Raw genomic sequence first — 15687 nt, 5'->3', positions numbered from 1 at the left:
GCGTCTATCCCGGCGCCGTTATGGACGCGCTGTACCCAGCCAGCGAGAAGTCACAGACCTTTTTATTCTATTACTATATGGTACTACCCGATAATGACATTCGATGTAGAACGCACTCAGACCGAACTATCCCTCCAGACGTATCTCGTCACCCAGGGAGACCGGGCCGCTGGCCGGTCTACGGTCGAAGTCGTCGACGCCGCTATCGAAGGGGGCATCGACGTCGTGCAACTCCGCGAAAAGCACGCGAGCGCTCGCCAGCGCTACGAATTGGGTCAGGCGGTCCGCGAGCGAACTCGCGACGCAGGCGTGCCGTTCCTCGTGAACGACCGCGTTGATCTGGCCGCTGCCCTCGACGCCGACGGAGTCCACCTCGGCGACGACGACCTCCCGGTTGCGGCCGCCCGCGACGTTCTCGGTTCGGCGGCCATCGTCGGCCGGTCCGTCTCGACGCCCGCCGCGGCGCGCGACGCCGAGCAGGCCGGTGCGGACTACCTGGGCGTCGGTGCCGTCTACGGGACCGATACGAAAGACGTCGACGACGCCAGCGCAGAGATCGGAACCGAAACCGTCGCGGCGATCGCCGACGCGGTCGACGTTCCGGTCGTCGGGATCGGGGGAATCACGCCCGAAAACGCCGCCCCGGTGGTCGAAGCGGGTGCTGCGGGCGTCGCGGTCGTCTCCGCGATCACGGCCGCCGCCGACCCCGAGGCGGCCACCCGGCAGTTGCGCCAGCGCGTCCGGTCGGTCGCCGAGTCCCCGGAGGTGCAGCAGCGATGAGCGAGGCCGTCGGTCCCAAAGAGGCGCTCGCCGCAGTCGAGGCGGCGACGCCGTTGGTCAACGCGATCACGAACGACGTGACCGTGAACGCGGTCGCGAACGTCATCCTCCACTGGGGCGGCCTGCCGGTGATGTCCGACGACGTCCGGGAAGTCGAGGAGATGGTCGCCGCCTCCCAGGCGTGCCTGCTCAATATGGGCACCGTCAGCGAGGCCGGCGAGGAGGCGATGGTGACTGCTGGACGCGCCGCGGCAGCGCACGGGGCCGCCCTCGTCGTCGACCCCGTCGGTGCCGGCGCGACGCCGACCCGCTCGCGCGTTGCCGAGCGCTTGACGACCGAGCTCGCAGCCGACGTGATCAAGGGGAATCGCGGCGAGATCGCCGCCCTCGCGGGCGAGCACAGCGACGTTCGCGGCGTCGAATCCACCGGCGAACACGCGGACATCGCCGAGACCGCGATAGCGTGTGCGCGCCAGACGGACGCGGTCGTCGTCGCCTCGGGAAAGACGGACGTCGTGGCCTCCGAGGAGGCGGCGTTCGAGGTCGACGTCGGCCACTCGCTGATGGGCGAGGTCGTCGGGACCGGCTGTCTCCTCGGCGGCACGCTCGCCGCGTTCTGCGGCGCGGTCGACGATCCACTGTCGGCGGCGCTGGCTGGCACCGTCGCGTTCGGTCTCGCCGGTGAAGCGGCGGCCGCAGGCGAGTACGGCGACTACGCGGGGCCAGCGAGTTACGAGATCGCATTCCTAGATGCCATAGCTGGACTCGATCCGACGTCACTCTCGAATGCAAAGGACCGCATCGCGCGCGTGCCCACCGCAAAGGCGTATTACGAATGACCCGAGCAGATCCGCAGCGGCCTCCCTACGCACTCACGATCGCGTCGAGCGATTCCAGCGGCGGGGCGGGCCTTCAGGCCGATTTGAAGACGCTGACGCGACTCGGCGTGTACGGCGGTTCCGTCGTCGTCGCCGTCACCGCCCAGCACACGCAGGGCGTCGAATCGACCCACGTCCTCCCTCCCGAGGACGTCCGCGCGCAGTTCGACGCCGTCGCGGGCGACGTCGACGTCGACGCAGTGAAACTCGGGATGCTCGCGATCGCGGACGCCGTCAGAACGGTTGATCAGTGCCTCGCGGACTACGACGGCCCCGTCGTGATCGACCCAGTGATGGTCGCGACCGCCGGCGATCGACTCCTCGCTGCAGACGCCGTGGACGCCTACACCGAGTTGTTCGCTCGCGCGACCCTCGTCACGCCGAACGCCGACGAAACCGAGGCGCTCACCGGAATCTGGCCGGATGCACCCGAGTCGCGGGCGTCCGCCGCCGCGCAGTTCTTCCAGTGGGGGGCCGACGCCGTGCTGTTCAAAGGCGGGCACGTGAGCGAGGCGGCGGACGGACACGCCGACGAGAGCGACGGAGACGGTGCTATCGTCCGCGACGTCCTCTACACCGAGGCAGACTCGGGAGCGGGCGACCGCCTCCCGACGGCGACGTTCGAGCACGAGCGGGTCGAGAACGCACAAACTCACGGATCGGGCTGCACACTCGCGAGTGCGATCACGGCGCGGTTGGCTCACGGCGATGCGCTCGTCGACGCCGTCGAACAGGGTGTCGCGTTCACTCGCGCCGCCATCGAGCGATCGGCAGCCATCGGCGGATCGGGGAGCGTGAACCACCTCGCGCCGAGCGGAGCGCGGAGTAGTATCGAGGGCGACCGCGACGACGCTTCTCAGCGCGACTAGCGACCAGCTGAGGGCCGCCCACCGCGACGGCTGTTCGTCTGCTGTGTGACGACTGTCCGTCGGCCGCGCGACTACTGTTCGTCTACCGCGCGATTACTGCTCGTCGGCCAGTCGCTCCACGCGATCGAGGCTGTCGGCGTCGGCCGGCGACTTGTCCTCGCGGACGCCGACGAACCGCGGGAATCGGAGGGCGTAGCCCGACGAGTAGGTCGGTGACTGCTGTATCTCCTCGTAGCCGACCTCGAAGACGACCGCTGGCTCGACCGAGACTGTCTGGCCGTCCTCGTGTTCGATGTGCGGCGTCAGCCGTTCGGTCAGGGATTCGAGTTCCTCGTCGGTGATCCCGGTCGCGACTTTCCCGAGTGTGACGTAGGCGTCGCCGCCGGCAGTTCCGTCGTCGGCTCGGTCGTCTGCACCGTCCGCCCGCGCCGACAGCAGAAACGTCCCCAGGAGGTTCGCCCGGCGGCCTTCGCCCCACTCCGCGCCGGTGACGACAAGATCCAGCGTCTCCACGTCGGGCTTGCGCTTCAGCCAGTTCCGGCCGCGCTTGCCCGGCGCGTACGTCGACTGGGGATCTTTCAGCATAATCCCCTCGTGGCCCGCGTCGAGGGCCGCTTCCTCGACCGTCGCGACCTCGTCGGGGTCGGCCGCGACGCTGATGTCGGAGACGGCGTCGGTGTCGCCGAGCAGTTCCGCGAGTCGATCGTGGCGCTCGACCAGCGGCGCGTCGAGCAGGTCGCCGCCGTCGGCGTGCAGACAGTCGAACGCGCGCAGTTCGACGCGGACCTCCTCGCGCATCTGCTCGACGTCGTACTTCCGGCGGAAGCGCCGCAGTACCTCCTGAAAGGGGAGCGGTGAGCCGTCGTCGTCGACCGCGACCACTTCGCCGTCGAGGACGACCGGCACGTCGATCGCCGACTCGACGAACTCGACGACCTCCGGGAGCGGGTCGGTCACGTCGTCCATATTCCGCGAGAAGAGCGCGGTCGTCTCTCCGTCGTAGTGGACCTGGACCCGTGCGCCGTCGAACTTGGTCTCGACGACCGCCTCGCCCCACTCGTCGATCGCCTCGGTGGCGCTGCCGGCCTGCGCGAGCATCGCCTGCACCGGGCGACCGACTTCGAGGCCGACGTCGTCGAGGCCCTCGCGGCCCGACTCGCGAGCGACGCGTGCGACCATCCCGTAGTCGTTCGAGACTTGCAGGGCGTGCTCGACGGCGACGACGGGGTCGTCCGTATCGTCGCCGTCGACGCGCGCGCTGTCGGGGGTGCCGCTCTCGGCGGGAGGGCCTGCGCCATCCGGGTCGTCCGGGTCCGCGTCTGTGTCTCCGTCGGCATCCACCTGTTCGTCCGCGTCTATATCGGCGTTTGCGTCCACGTCCCCGTCCGCGTTTGTGTCCTCTACGTCGATATCGAGGAACGCCTCGGCGATGGCGTCCCGGACTGTTCCTTCGCCGACGCCGATCCGCATCTCGCCGAGGACCAACCGGGCAAGGAACTTCGCCTCGGAGGCGGAGGCCCGGTTGAACAGCCCGAACAGCGTATCGAGTCGCCGGCGCTCGCTGCCCTCGCCGATCGTCGCCGCGATCTCGCGGAGTTGCTCGTCGACTTCTGCGACGGTCAACTCGTCCGGCCCGCTACCGGAAAACGCGCTGAGACCGCGCTGGCCGCCGAACTCGTAGGTCGCCGCGACCGCGCCGATCTCACCGACGTCAGCGAGTTTCGCCTCGACGTCGTCGGCGTCGACGTTCTGCCCCGCGGCGCGAGCGATCGCTTCGTGGAGGAGTGCCGGACCGATATCGAGCGTCGTCGCGTCCCAGGCGGGGAACACCCGACCCTGGAGGAAGCGGACGACCACCGGGAGGTCCGTGCCGGCGTCGCCGAGGAGGTCACAAACGTGGTCGACTGTCGCTAGATCCCCCGGCTCGTCTTCGATTTCGGCAGCGCGTGCGGCGAACTCGGCGAACTGCATCGGGCGAGCGTAGCCGCCACGCCGACAAGAGTCCGCCGACTCGGGACGAAAATTTCGGCGCCGGTTCTCGCTGGAAGCCACGGGTTTGAAGCCGTCCGCCCGCCCAGGGTGGGCTATGACTGAGGACTTGGCGGCGTCGGTTCGGGACGCGCTCGCCGTCGACCCCGAGGAGTTCGAGGCGCAGGCGCGGACGGACGCCGAAGTGGTGAAGTCCGAACTCAGGGAGGGCACCTTCGACAACCACCAGTCGATCGTGGGCTTGGAGTACGAGTTCTACGCCGTCGCCGACGGCCGGTGGGCGGCCTCCGACGACGCCGACGTCTACGCGCTGATGCGCGTGCCGCGTCGGCTGCTCGAACTCATCGGCTTCGAGAAGGAACTCGGCCTCCACAACGCCGAGATGACGACCAGTCCGCAGCCCCTGAACCCCGACGGCCTCCGTGCGCAGGAATCGGAAGTCCGTGCGCGACTGGGCGCGGCGCTCGACTGTACCGGGGCAGAGGGAATTCGCCTCGTGAGCGACGGACTGTGGACGATCCCGCCGGCCGGCGAGACGGCCCGGGAGTACCTCACCGACAGCGTCGAGGCCGACGGCATCCGGATCGCGACGAATATGAGCGGCTCGGTCCGGTATCACGCGATGGCGAACGGCCCGGCGTCGCCCGAGCAGCTGACGATCGATGCGCCCAACGTCACGCTCTCGGCCGACACCGTGATGCCGGAGTCACTCATCACCTCGATCCAGCCGCACTACCAGGTCGCACACGCCGCCGACCTCCCGACGTACTTCAACTACGGGCTCCGGATCGCCGGACCGCTCCTCGCGCTCGGCGTCAACTCCCCGTTCTTCCCGCCGGACCTCTACGACGACGTCGGCGCGCAGAAGATCCTCGCCGACGGCTACGCCGAACACCGAATCCTCGTGTTCGAATCCGTCCTCAACACGGAGGACGTGAAGAAAGTGTGCTTCCCGGAGGACCTCGATACCGTCGAGCAGGCGGTCGACCGAGTCGCGAGCGACGCGACGATGGTCCCGATGCCCGTCCCCGAAGGGAATCGCTTCGACGACGAGTTCGCCACGCTCCGTCGCAAGCACGGCACCTACTGGCGCTGGGTCCGCCCAGTCTTCGACGGCGCGTCGCGGTCTTCGGCGAACGCGCGCATCGAGTTCCGACCGATCGCAGCACAGCCGACCGTCCGCGACTCGATCGCGTTCCAGGCGACGTTCGCCGGACTGATGGAGAGTCTCCCGCGACGTCGCCACCCCGCGACGGATCAGCCGTGGTCGACCGCCAGGGAGAACTTCTATGCGGCGATGCGGGACGGGCTCGACAGCGGCCAGCGGTGGATCTGTAACGACGGCGTCGAGACGATGGACCCCGAGACGGTCTACGACGACATCTTCGCACACGCGGTCGACGGGCTCACCGCTGCTGGCTGCTCGGAAGCGGAGGCCGAGAAGTACGTCGACCCCCTCCGTGCGCGCGTCGAACACGAGACGACGCCGGCCGATTGGAAGGTCGACCGGGTCAGAGAGTACCTCGCCGACGGCGACTCATTCGCCGACGCCGTCGCGGAGATGCAGCGCGACTACGTGCGGAAGCAGCGGGAGACACTGCTGGACGGGTCGTTCGCGGACTGGTTGTAGGAGAAGCGAGACGGGTCGAAGATCGATCGGGGCGAGTCCCGAACGCTCGGCCTTACAGGACCTCGTCGAAGTCCTTGTGCTGGGTGATGTCGACGCCGTCCTCGGTGACGACACAGACGTTGATCCCGTTACCGGACGCGAGGTCGCGCTCGACGGCGCTCTGGATTGCGCGCGCGGCGACGGACTTGGCCTCCTCGATCGAGAGGTCCTCGTTGTACTCCTGTTCGAGGACACCGAGGGCGTACTGACTACCCGAGCCCGTGACGGTGTACTCCTCTTCGAGAATCGACCCGGCGGGGTCGATGCTGTAGATGTGGGGTCCTTCCTCGTCGACGCCGCCGAGGATCGGCTGGACGATGAAGAACGCGCCCGAGCGGAGGAAGTTCCCGAGGAGCGTCGAGAGCGCCTGCATACTCATATCCTCGCCGCGTCGGGACTCGTAGAGTCGCACCTCTGCGCGGATCGAACTGATGAGCGACTGTGCGGCCGAGACGGAGCCCGCGATCGTCAGCGCGCCTCTCGGGTGGATCTCCTCGACCTTCTGGACGTTCTTCGAGGAGACCATCCGACCGAGGCTGGCGCGCATATCCGTCGCGAGGACGACGCCCTCGGACGTTTTCAGACCGACGGTCGTCGTCCCCGTCTTGGTCTCTTTGTCGCCCATCTGTTCGGCTCGTTGTTCGGCGTTGGAGAACTCGCCGAGTTCCGGCGAGAAGACGTCGGAGTGCTCACCGTTCAGCGGATCGAGACGCCCCGAAACGTCATCACTCGTAGGAGTACGCATTACCCGGTGTTGTCGCCCACCGCTGATAAATGCCACCCTTCCCACTGCTGTTGCCAGTATCGACCGCGGCGACGACACATCGGCAGGTGTCTCTGAACGCTGTGTCGATCGTCGTTTCCGTCCGCGTGACACCGTCAACCAAGCTATAGTAGCATTTGCGACTGATTGCTCATCTGATCGCACGACAGCGGACGATCCGATGAGTGAAGACTTGCGAATGCTACTATAGTCATTGCGAGAACTGCGTCGCGTTGTCACTCAGAACCGTTCTGGACGCCCAAAATCTCGATTCGTCTAGCGGCTCTGGCCGCGACCTTCGGCGCGCTCGTAGGTCCGCTCGGCGGACTCGATAAGTGGTCGGACGGGTAGGGTGAGCCCCAGCCGCCGCGCGAACAGCGCGATCGGCATCGCCAGGATGCCGAAGAGGAGCGTCGTCTGATACAGCAGGAAGGCCGCGCCCCGGTGCAGGTCTGTCATCATCGCCTTAGCGTGCTGGCGGCGACGGTGGTATATAAATCTTCCTCGTCGCCGGAGAGATAGACGTCCACGCTGTCGTGCGATTCAAGCCGACTTTGCGACACCACAAGAACAGTTGTCCGAAGCCGGGGTCACGTCGTACGAACGCGGTCATCCGCACTGTTCGTCGGCATAAGTTATGCGCAGTATTGTCGTCGCGTACGCGCCCAACGCCGGATCGAATCGGTGACAACCACTCGCACTGGCGCGTGCGAACCACAAGACACGAAACCCCGCAGTGCGTCCTCAGCGTATGAGCAACTATCTCGTCGCGATGGAGGCCGCGTGGCTGGTCCGCGACGTCGATGACATCGACGACGCCATCGGCGTCGCGGTCAGCGAGGCCGGGAAGCGACTCAACGACAAAGACAAAGAGTACGTCGAGGTCGAAGTCGGGGCGACGCCGTGTCCGGCTTGTGGCGAACCATTCGACTCCGCGTTCATTGCAGCGAACACTGCGCTCGTCGGGCTACTACTCGAGATCGACGTGTTCAACGCCGACAGCGAGGAACACGCGTCGCGTATCGCCAAGAGCGAAGTCGGCGGCGCGCTCCGTGACGTCCCGCTCTCGGTCATCGACGTCATCGAGACCGAAGCCGACGAGGACGACCGCGACGACCGCTAACCCGGTCCGGACCGTCCGCTGGCCTACTTGGGGTCCCCGGCGACGACCCCGAAACACTTTCGTATAACCTCGGGTAATTAGTACTATGGAACTTCCGACCCCGCAGGACCTGCGCCAGCGTCGCACGGAGTTGGACCTGACGCAGAGCACCCTCGCCGAGATGGCAAGCGTCTCCCAGCCGCTCATCGCGCGGATCGAGGGCGGCGACGTCGATCCGCGGCTCTCGACGCTCCGTCGGATCGTGAACGCGCTCGAAGAGGCCGAAGGCAGCGTCGTCCGCGCGGACGACCTGATGAACGAGGACGTGACGAGCGTTGCGCCCGACGACTCGGTCCACTTCGCACGCGACGTGATGCTCGACGAGGGCTTCTCACAGTTGCCCGTCATCCGCGATGGCCGCCCCGTCGGCATCATCTCGAACAGCGACATCCGGCACGCACAGGAGAACGACGACGTCGGGACGCTCCCCGTCGCCGACGTGATGCGCGAGTCGGTCACGACAGTCGAGCGTTCGGCGACCCTCGAGGAGATCGACGCCGCGCTCGATCACCACTCGGCTGTTCTCGTCGTCGAGAGCGGCGAAACGATCGGCATCGTGACTGAGGCCGACGTCGCGGCCCGCGTGTAGACTGTCGCCGTTTCGGTTTTCTGCTGCGCCGCCGTCGCTAGCGCCGACGAACTATCATCGGGACCTCACCCGCCGGCTGGGTCGTCATCTGCGGCGAAAGCGACAGTGATCCGTCCCCGACGCGCTCGAATCGGAACCGCCGGAGGAGTTCCGCCAGCGCGACTCGCGCTTCGACGCGCGCGAAGGTCGCACCGAGACACCGCCGCGGCCCCGCACCGAACGGGAGGTACGCGTCCGCCGAGCGGTCCCGGTCGCGCCACCGCGTCGGATCGAACGTCGTCGGGTCGTCCCAGAAACGCTCGTCGTGATGCATCGCGAAGACTGAAACGAGCACTTCGGCGCCTTCGGGGACGACGTCGTCATCAAACCTCACAGGGCGCTTCGTTTCTCGCGGGAGCGCGTGGACCGGCGGATACAGGCGGAGGCTCTCGTCGACGACGCGCGCAAGCGTCGGGAGGTCGTCGAGGTGTTCCCACCGGACCGGCTCCTCACCGAGAACGTCCGCGAGTTCGGTTTCCACGCGCCGATACGTCTCGGGGTTCTCTGCGAGACAGTACAGCGTGAACGTCAGCGCGAGCGCGGTCGTCTCGTGGCCCGCGAAGACGAGGCCGATCAATTGATCGATAGCAGCGTCCGTCTCGCGGGGGTAGCTGTCGGTGTCGTCCCCACTGCCAGCACCAAGCGCCGTCGCGAGCGTCGCCACCAGGTCGACGCCTTCCGCTCGGTCGTCTGTGTCCGTTCTGTCGGCGTTCTCCAGCAGCGAATACACCTCCTCGCGGAGCGTCGCCTTGGCTGCGTCGAAGCGACGCCGAGCAGGTGTCGGCAGCCAGTCGGGGAGCATCCACGTCGCGGGTTCGAAGTAGGCGTTCAGATCGTCTGCGGCCGCCCGCAAACCGTCGCGGTCAGCGCCCGCGTCGATGCCGAGAAGCGTCGTCGCGAGGATGTCGAACGTCAGCCCTTGCATCTCGGACAGAAGCGCGATCTCCTGGCCGTCGGTCCACGAGTCGGCGCGGCGGACGACTTGCTCGCGCATCGTCGGGAGGAACGACTGAATCCGCGATGCGAAGAAGAACGGATCGAGAAAGTCACGCTGCTCGCGCCAGTCGTCGCCCTCGACGGCGATGACGCTGTTACCGAACGCGAGCGGGAAGTCGTCGGTCTTCGCGAACGCGTCGCGGTCGGTCACGAGGACGCGCTCTGCGTAGTCCGGATGCGCGAGGACGTAGCGGTCCCCGACGGGGAGGTCGATGCGGAATGCGTCGCCGACCTCCTCGACGGCGTCGACGGTGAAGTCGAACGGATCCCGCGCGAACCCGACGGCGTTGCCGAGGAGCGGGACGCCCGCCGGTGCGGGCGGGCGGCGTTCGTCACCGACACCGCCCCGCGGCTTCTCTGACGGATCGCCGCTGGAATCACTCATTGTCCGGATAGATAGTGGAATCGAGTCGCGATCAGAGTTCGAGACCGCGGATCGAGACGCCCTCGCCCTCCTCGACGCGGCCGATCACGCGTCCGTCGGTGGCGTCGGCGAGCGCTTCGGCGTCCTCGGGTGCGAGCGCGCAGACGAAGCCCGTGCCCATATTGAACGTCCGGTGCATCTCCTCGTCGGAGACGTTGCCCTCCGACTGGACGAACTCGAATACCGGCTGGGGGTCGAAGGCGTCCTCGACGACGTAGCGGTAGTCGCCCATCCGTTCGAGGTTCGTCCACCCGCCGCCGGTGACGTGTGCGGCGGCGCGGACGTCGTGTTCGCGCATCGGATCGAGGAGGTGCGTGTAGATCCGGGTCGGTTCCAGCAGCGCCTCCCCGAGCGTGTCGTAGTCGCCGAACGGGCAGGCGTCAGTGTACTCGTGGTCGCGCGTGACGGCCGTCCGGGCGAGCGTGAGGCCGTTCGAGTGGATGCCCGAGGACCGGAAGCCGACGAGTGCGTCGCCCGGATCCGCTTCGCCGGGGAAGATGGCGTCCTTCGCGGCGAGGCCGGCGCAGGTCCCCGCGAGGTCGAGGCCACGGATGACTTCTGGCATCACGGCCGTCTCGCCGCCGACGAGTTCGAGGGCTGCCTCGTCGGCACCGGCCCGGAGGCCCTCGCCGACCTGCTCGGCGAACGTCTCGTCGGGGTCGTCGACTGCGAGGTAGTCGACGAACGCTACCGGGCGCACGCCGGCCGCGACGAGGTCGTTTGCGTTCATCGCGATGCAGTCGATACCGACCGTCGAGTAGTCCGAGAGCGCTTCCGCGACGAGCAGTTTCGTCCCGACGCCGTCGGTGGCGAGCGCGAGGTAGCGGTCGCCGATGTCGAGCAGTCCGGCGTAGTCGCCCTCGCTCTCGCCGACCGCGCCGATCAGCGCCGCCGTCGCGGCCTCGCTCGCTTCGATGTCGACGCCCGCCTCGGCGTACGTCAGTTTCTCGTCGTCAGATTCGGGCTCCGCGTTCCCATCCGGGTCCGCCCTCGCGTCGTCGTCAGTCATATCCGAATGCCCGCGTCGGGGCAAGAAAATACGTCCGGTCTCCGGGCGGGCCAGCACTTGACGAGAAGGAGTCCACCCGACGTCCTCGTCACTGCGATACCGACACCCGCGGTCGCGGGAGTAGCTACTTGGAGATACGTTCGCATATCAGAGAATGAACGGTCTAAGCGCTTCTGGATGGCTCATAAAACGTCCCTGAAACGTCCTCGAACCCCGGTAAACGGTCACGAAACGACTGAACGCTCGTCGCGTTATATGTGGGTGCCAGTTCTACGAGGAAGTGAGGAAACACAGATGTCCAGTGTCCCCCACTCTCTCGAAGCGACCCTCGCGCGCGACGCCCTCCGTCGCGGTCTCAGTGTCGTCGGTGCAGCTACTCGCGCTGGCCTCCGCAGCACGGCGGCGGCGAGCTTCTGGGCTGCCATCGTACTGCCGTTCACGTACCTCCCGCTCATCTTCGGCGGCCTGACCGGTGGCGAAGCCCTCCTCTTCGCCGGTCTGGTCGCTCTCAACGTGCTCGCGTTCGTACTCGGGCACGGACACGAGCCAGCGTCGAGCGCCGAGTGACTGTCGGACGCTGCCGCCGGGTCAGAACCCGAATCCGACCACGAACGCGCCGATCGTCAACAACAGCGAGGGCACGAAGAACCCCGCGAAGACGGTGTTACTCCAGCTCAGCACGGTCTTCCCGTCGAGCGGGCCGAACGGGAGCATATTGAACGTCGCCAAGAAGAGATTGATCGTGAGTCCGCGCGACCCCGCGAGTGCGAGGAAGTCGGAGCCGACGAGCACGCCGAGGAAGAACACCGGCAGGAAGACGACGGCGAGAAGGGCGTTCGTTACGGGGCCGGCGATCGCGATGAGGCCGTGCTCGCGGGCGGTCAGTCGACCGCGGTGATAGACCGCGCCGGGAGCCGCGAAGATGAAGCCGGCGAGCGAGCTGACGACGGCGAGAAAGAGCATTCCGTAGTCCGCGCGAAACTCTGCGACCTGGCCGAAACGGACGGCGACGACTTTGTGGGCGATTTCGTGGAGGAGAAAGCCGACGCCAGCAGTCAGGAGGCTGAGCAGGATGGGGGCGACGACGCCGCCCTGTAGAATGCCGGTGACTGCGCGCTGGCCACCACCGGCGAAGAAGATGGCGAAGGCGACGCCGAGGGCAATCCACGCCAGCGCCAGATCTTGCAGCTCTTTGGAGCTGAAGGAAATTCGAGACGTGTTCATTCCGACTGGGCGTACGGGGCGTGGGGTGTTGGCCCTTGTGGGTTGCAGTGAACGGGCTGAAATATGGACGACCCCCAAAGGCGATCCGCGCAAGCGGACCCACAGGACGTCACGTCACCCAATCGCGTTCCAGAGGATCTCCCAGCCGTTCTTCGCGCCCTCGAAGAGCAGTTGGGTCACGCCCGCTGCACCCCCGAGATCGAGCGCGAACAGCGGGAGCAGGTACGCGACGAACAGCGCGGAGGCGACGATGCTGCCGATGTTCGTCGCCGCGACGACGACGATGAGGCGGAACAGCGGCACGGCGAACATCTCGTTCATCAGATCCGGGATCGGTTTCTCCTCGTCGGCGAGCAGTTCGTTGAGCGTGCCGATGTCGGAGATGTTCACGGGGTCGTGCTGGAGTTCGATGTAGCCCGTGAACCACCCCGGCGCGAGGAAGGGGTTGATCGACGTCATCCACGCGACTGCGCCGCCGACGAGCGAGGACGACCACCGCGCGCCCGCCGCCTTCGCGAGCCCTGCTGCGAAGAGACCGTTGACGAGGAACCACGTGCCGAACAGTCGCAAGAGCGTGTCGTTGCCGGCCGACGAGAGCGCCAGTAGCGCGAAGAAGCCGACCACGACGAGCGAGATGCCCGTCCCGACGACTTTCGCCCAGGGGACGCCGCCGCCGTCCGTTCCAGTCAGCGACGACATCGGCGGGAGTTCCTCGGGGTGGTCGAGGTAGCGTTCGATCCCCTCGCGGTGGCCCGCGCCGACGACGGCGACGACGTCCGCGCCGGACTGCCGGAGCGCGACCAGTTTGTGCGCGATGAACGCGTCGCGCTCGTCGATGAGCGCTGCCGCCCCACCGGGAGAGAACTGCCGGAACTCCTCCATCATCGCGCTCACGACGTCGGTGTCGGTCATCTCGGACATATCGAACTCCTCGACGTCTTCGACCTCTCCGTAGCCGAACGTCGAGGCGAACTGCCCGAGCACGCCGCCGACGAGGAGGCCGCCGACGATGCCGACCGCCATACTGCCGACGACGCGCACGACGAACGAACCCAGGAGATCGACAGCGGGTGCGGCGAGACCGAAGCCGACGCCGCCGATGCCGCCGATTGCGACGCCCGCGGCCAGCGCTGCGACGAGACGATCCTCGGCGGAGAGAAGCGACGCGCCGAACGTCCAGATCGCGGCCGCGACGCCGACTGCAAGGATCACGCCGCCGGTGACGCGCGAGAGCAACGGGAGTCCGATGCCGACGCTCCCACCGAAGATCGCCACCAGCGGGCCGAAGATCACACCGAGGGCGACGCCCGCGGCGAGGCCGACGCCGCGGCTGTCGCCGATTCCGAAGGCGAGTCCGCCCACCATACGGAGTTTCTCGACGATCCCCATCTGCGACCAGAAGCGTTGCATCGTCTCGTTGATGTCGCGGTCGACGAGCGCGACGTCGATTCCGTGTTCTTCGGCGGTGTCGACCGCCGAGAGCATATCTGCACCGGGCGTCACGTCGAACTCCTCGCCCAGGCGCGCCTGCACGTACGACAGCATCCAGTAGGCGATGAACTGAAACACCGTGTTGCCGCGGAGCAGGTCCCCGGGCTCGATGTCGTCGGGCTCTCCGCCCTTCATCTGCCGGTATCGTCCCTCGTCGAGTTCGACGGCGACGACGTCGGGGCGTTCCGCCTCGATCGTCTCTTCCACCTCGCGGACGCTCTCCTCGGAGACGTGCGCAGTACCGACGACGCGGACGCGACCCTTCTCGGCCGCTTCCTGACTCATTGGTCTTTCTACCGCACCGTGGTTTTTACCCCTGTCGGAGATTCGACCGCGGTTCGACGGCGCGCGATACGACGCAGTGACCAGCCGTGGTCCCAGTGAGCAGCCGTGATCCCCAGTGAGCCGCCGTGATCCCCAGGAGCAACCGTAACCCCTCCTCAGCACCCGTACGGACTCACTACCTTAGTGTGAACCCGACGAACTAGCGGTGATGTACGACACCATTCTGGTCCCGACCGACGGGAGCGACGGGATGGCGCGCGTGGCCGAACACGCGATCCACCTCGCGCGGTTGAGCGAGGCGACGCTGCACGTCCTCCACGTCGTCGACACCTCGGCTGTTCCACTCGACGCGCACAGCCAGTCCGTCCAAGAAGGGGTAGAGGAAGCCGGGCGAACCTCCGTCGCGGAGATCCACGACCGCGCGGCGGACGTCGGTATCTACGCGATCACCGCGGTCCAGTATGGGACGCCGCATCAGGAGATTCTCGCGTACGCCGACGAGAACGACGTCGACCTCGTCGTCCTCGGCACACACGGGCGTACGGGGCTCCCGCACGTCCTGCTCGGCAGCGTTGCGGAACGAGTCGTTCAGCACTCCGAGGTACCGGTCCTCACGGTTCGGACGTCGCCCGCAGAGAAATGAGCAGTGCGCTCGGCACGACTCAAAATCACCCATAGAAGCCGAACTGCTCGCTTCGCTCGCAGATTCGAATGCGGGGGATGGGATTTGAACCACGGTCACAACGAAGTTGTTCCCTGATTCAACTCCCACCGTAAACGAGCGGTCCTCGCTGACGCTCGGACACGCAGTGCGGGGGATGGGATTTGAACCCACGAACCCCTACGGGAGCGGATCTTAAGTCCGCCGCCTTTGGCCTAGCTCAGCCACCCCCGCGCAAGCGGCCATTCCGCGGACGGCCGGTTAGTGGTTTCGCTTCGCCTGTCGGGCGGAACGCACGTCGTCGCTCGCCTACCAGTCGACGCTGAGCGTCCCGTCGCCGTGCGGATCCGGTGCGATCTCCTCGTCAGTCCGCCGGTCGACGACGTGGATGACGCCTTTGTCTTTCTTCCCGGGGCAGACCTCCGCAGCGCGGATGTTCTCTTCGAGTTCGTCCTCGCCGATGAAGTACGATTTCGGATTTGCGAGACCGGATTTGATGTCCATCTCCCAGTTGTCGGCGACCTCCGCACAGCGGCCGGCCCCGATGCATTTGTTCCCCTCGAAGATGATCTTGTAGGGCTTCTCGGAGATCGGCGGGGCGTTCGACTCGTCGCCGACGTCGCTGGGCTTCAGCGGCTCGTCCTCGGCGTCGCTCATACCCGCTCGTAGCCGCGCGGTCGCCTTTGCGCTGTCGGTTCACCGAGGTCGGCACGTGGTCCCATACTGTCGGACAGCAGTTCGTGAACTATGTTGGCACCCACGGGGTGCCGATACGCTTCACACAGTTCTGTCCGACAGTATCAGCCCCAGTAGGACGCCCTTACTGGCCGCCGTGTTGCGCTTGATCGAACGATCTGTG

Annotated in this window: 16 protein-coding genes and 1 tRNA gene; 8 read left to right on the top strand and 9 right to left on the bottom strand. The window is 66.8% G+C overall.

Annotation, left to right across the window (positions count from 1 at the left end):
- Positions 1–93 precede the first annotated feature (93 nt).
- Genes thiE through thiD form a run of 3 tightly spaced genes read left to right on the top strand, consistent with a single transcriptional unit; the run spans position 94 to position 2527 of the window.
- Positions 94–780: a thiamine phosphate synthase gene (thiE, locus tag NO362_RS10870; protein ID WP_256545261.1), complete on the top strand. Its 687-nt coding sequence runs from the start codon at positions 94–96 to the stop codon at positions 778–780.
- On the top strand, positions 777–1619 hold the full coding sequence (gene thiM, locus NO362_RS10865) for a hydroxyethylthiazole kinase (protein WP_256545260.1): 843 nt from the start codon (positions 777–779) through the stop codon (positions 1617–1619). The genes thiE and thiM overlap by 4 nt, the downstream gene beginning before the upstream one ends.
- Positions 1616–2527, top strand: coding sequence for a bifunctional hydroxymethylpyrimidine kinase/phosphomethylpyrimidine kinase (thiD, locus tag NO362_RS10860; RefSeq protein WP_256545259.1), 912 nt, complete (start codon positions 1616–1618; stop codon positions 2525–2527). Before thiM ends, thiD begins: the two co-directional genes overlap by 4 nt.
- Before the next feature lie 93 nt (positions 2528–2620).
- On the opposite strand, the gene ligA is transcribed toward thiD, so the two are convergent.
- Positions 2621–4498, bottom strand: a complete 1878-nt coding sequence (gene ligA, locus NO362_RS10855) for an ATP-dependent DNA ligase LigA (RefSeq protein ID WP_256545258.1) — start codon at positions 4496–4498, stop codon at positions 2621–2623.
- A gap of 115 nt (positions 4499–4613) precedes the next feature.
- Between ligA and NO362_RS10850 the strand changes: the two genes are divergently transcribed.
- Positions 4614–6146: a glutamate-cysteine ligase family protein gene (locus tag NO362_RS10850; protein WP_256545257.1), complete on the top strand. Its 1533-nt coding sequence runs from the start codon at positions 4614–4616 to the stop codon at positions 6144–6146.
- A gap of 52 nt (positions 6147–6198) precedes the next feature.
- On the opposite strand, the gene psmB is transcribed toward NO362_RS10850, so the two are convergent.
- Both psmB and NO362_RS10840 read right to left on the bottom strand, forming a co-directional pair.
- Positions 6199–6930 carry an archaeal proteasome endopeptidase complex subunit beta gene (gene psmB, locus NO362_RS10845; protein ID WP_256545256.1) on the bottom strand — a complete coding sequence of 244 codons (732 nt, stop codon included), beginning with the start codon at positions 6928–6930 and terminating at the stop codon, positions 6199–6201.
- Positions 6931–7224: 294 nt separating this feature from the next.
- Entirely contained in the window at positions 7225–7410 is a 186-nt protein-coding gene (locus tag NO362_RS10840) for a hypothetical protein (protein WP_256545255.1), read from the bottom strand.
- Between the two features lie 289 nt (positions 7411–7699).
- On the opposite strand from NO362_RS10840, the gene NO362_RS10835 reads away from it, so the two are divergent.
- Positions 7700–8071, top strand: coding sequence for a DUF555 domain-containing protein (locus tag NO362_RS10835; protein ID WP_256545254.1), 372 nt, complete (start codon positions 7700–7702; stop codon positions 8069–8071).
- A gap of 85 nt (positions 8072–8156) precedes the next feature.
- Positions 8157–8699 carry a CBS domain-containing protein gene (locus NO362_RS10830; protein ID WP_121570421.1) on the top strand — a complete coding sequence of 181 codons (543 nt, stop codon included), beginning with the start codon at positions 8157–8159 and terminating at the stop codon, positions 8697–8699.
- A 37-nt stretch (positions 8700–8736) separates the two neighbouring features.
- Here the strand turns inward: NO362_RS10830 and NO362_RS10825 are convergent, their stop codons facing one another.
- Positions 8737–10119 carry a cytochrome P450 gene (locus NO362_RS10825; RefSeq protein ID WP_256545253.1) on the bottom strand — a complete coding sequence of 461 codons (1383 nt, stop codon included), beginning with the start codon at positions 10117–10119 and terminating at the stop codon, positions 8737–8739.
- A 31-nt stretch (positions 10120–10150) separates the two neighbouring features.
- Positions 10151–11167, bottom strand: a complete 1017-nt coding sequence (gene purM, locus NO362_RS10820; RefSeq protein ID WP_256545252.1) for a phosphoribosylformylglycinamidine cyclo-ligase — start codon at positions 11165–11167, stop codon at positions 10151–10153.
- Between the two features lie 294 nt (positions 11168–11461).
- On the opposite strand from purM, the gene NO362_RS10815 reads away from it, so the two are divergent.
- Positions 11462–11734 (top strand): DUF8028 family protein, encoded by a 273-nt coding sequence (locus NO362_RS10815; RefSeq protein WP_256545251.1) that lies wholly within the window; start codon positions 11462–11464, stop codon positions 11732–11734.
- Positions 11735–11755: 21 nt separating this feature from the next.
- Here the strand turns inward: NO362_RS10815 and NO362_RS10810 are convergent, their stop codons facing one another.
- A complete protein-coding gene (locus tag NO362_RS10810) occupies positions 11756–12391 on the bottom strand; it encodes a zinc metalloprotease (protein WP_256545250.1) in 636 nt (211 codons plus the stop codon).
- 114 nt (positions 12392–12505) lie between these two features.
- Entirely contained in the window at positions 12506–14167 is a 1662-nt protein-coding gene (locus tag NO362_RS10805) for a TraB/GumN family protein (RefSeq protein WP_256545249.1), read from the bottom strand.
- 208 nt (positions 14168–14375) lie between these two features.
- Here NO362_RS10805 and NO362_RS10800 point away from each other — a divergent pair, with 208 nt between their 5' ends.
- Complete coding sequence (locus NO362_RS10800; RefSeq protein ID WP_256545248.1) at positions 14376–14810, top strand: universal stress protein; 435 nt, start codon at positions 14376–14378, stop codon at positions 14808–14810.
- 167 nt (positions 14811–14977) lie between these two features.
- Here the strand turns inward: NO362_RS10800 and NO362_RS10795 are convergent.
- Together NO362_RS10795 and NO362_RS10790 are read right to left on the bottom strand one after the other, a co-directional pair.
- A tRNA-Leu gene (locus NO362_RS10795) sits at positions 14978–15062 on the bottom strand.
- A 75-nt stretch (positions 15063–15137) separates the two neighbouring features.
- Positions 15138–15485, bottom strand: coding sequence for a ferredoxin (locus NO362_RS10790; RefSeq protein ID WP_121570413.1), 348 nt, complete (start codon positions 15483–15485; stop codon positions 15138–15140).
- Between the last annotated feature and the right edge of the window lie 202 nt (positions 15486–15687).

It is taken from the genome of Halobellus inordinatus, assembly GCF_024498335.1.
GTDB lineage: Archaea > Halobacteriota > Halobacteria > Halobacteriales > Haloferacaceae > Haloquadratum > Haloquadratum inordinatus.
This window is presented reverse-complemented; position numbering and strand designations above follow the sequence as displayed.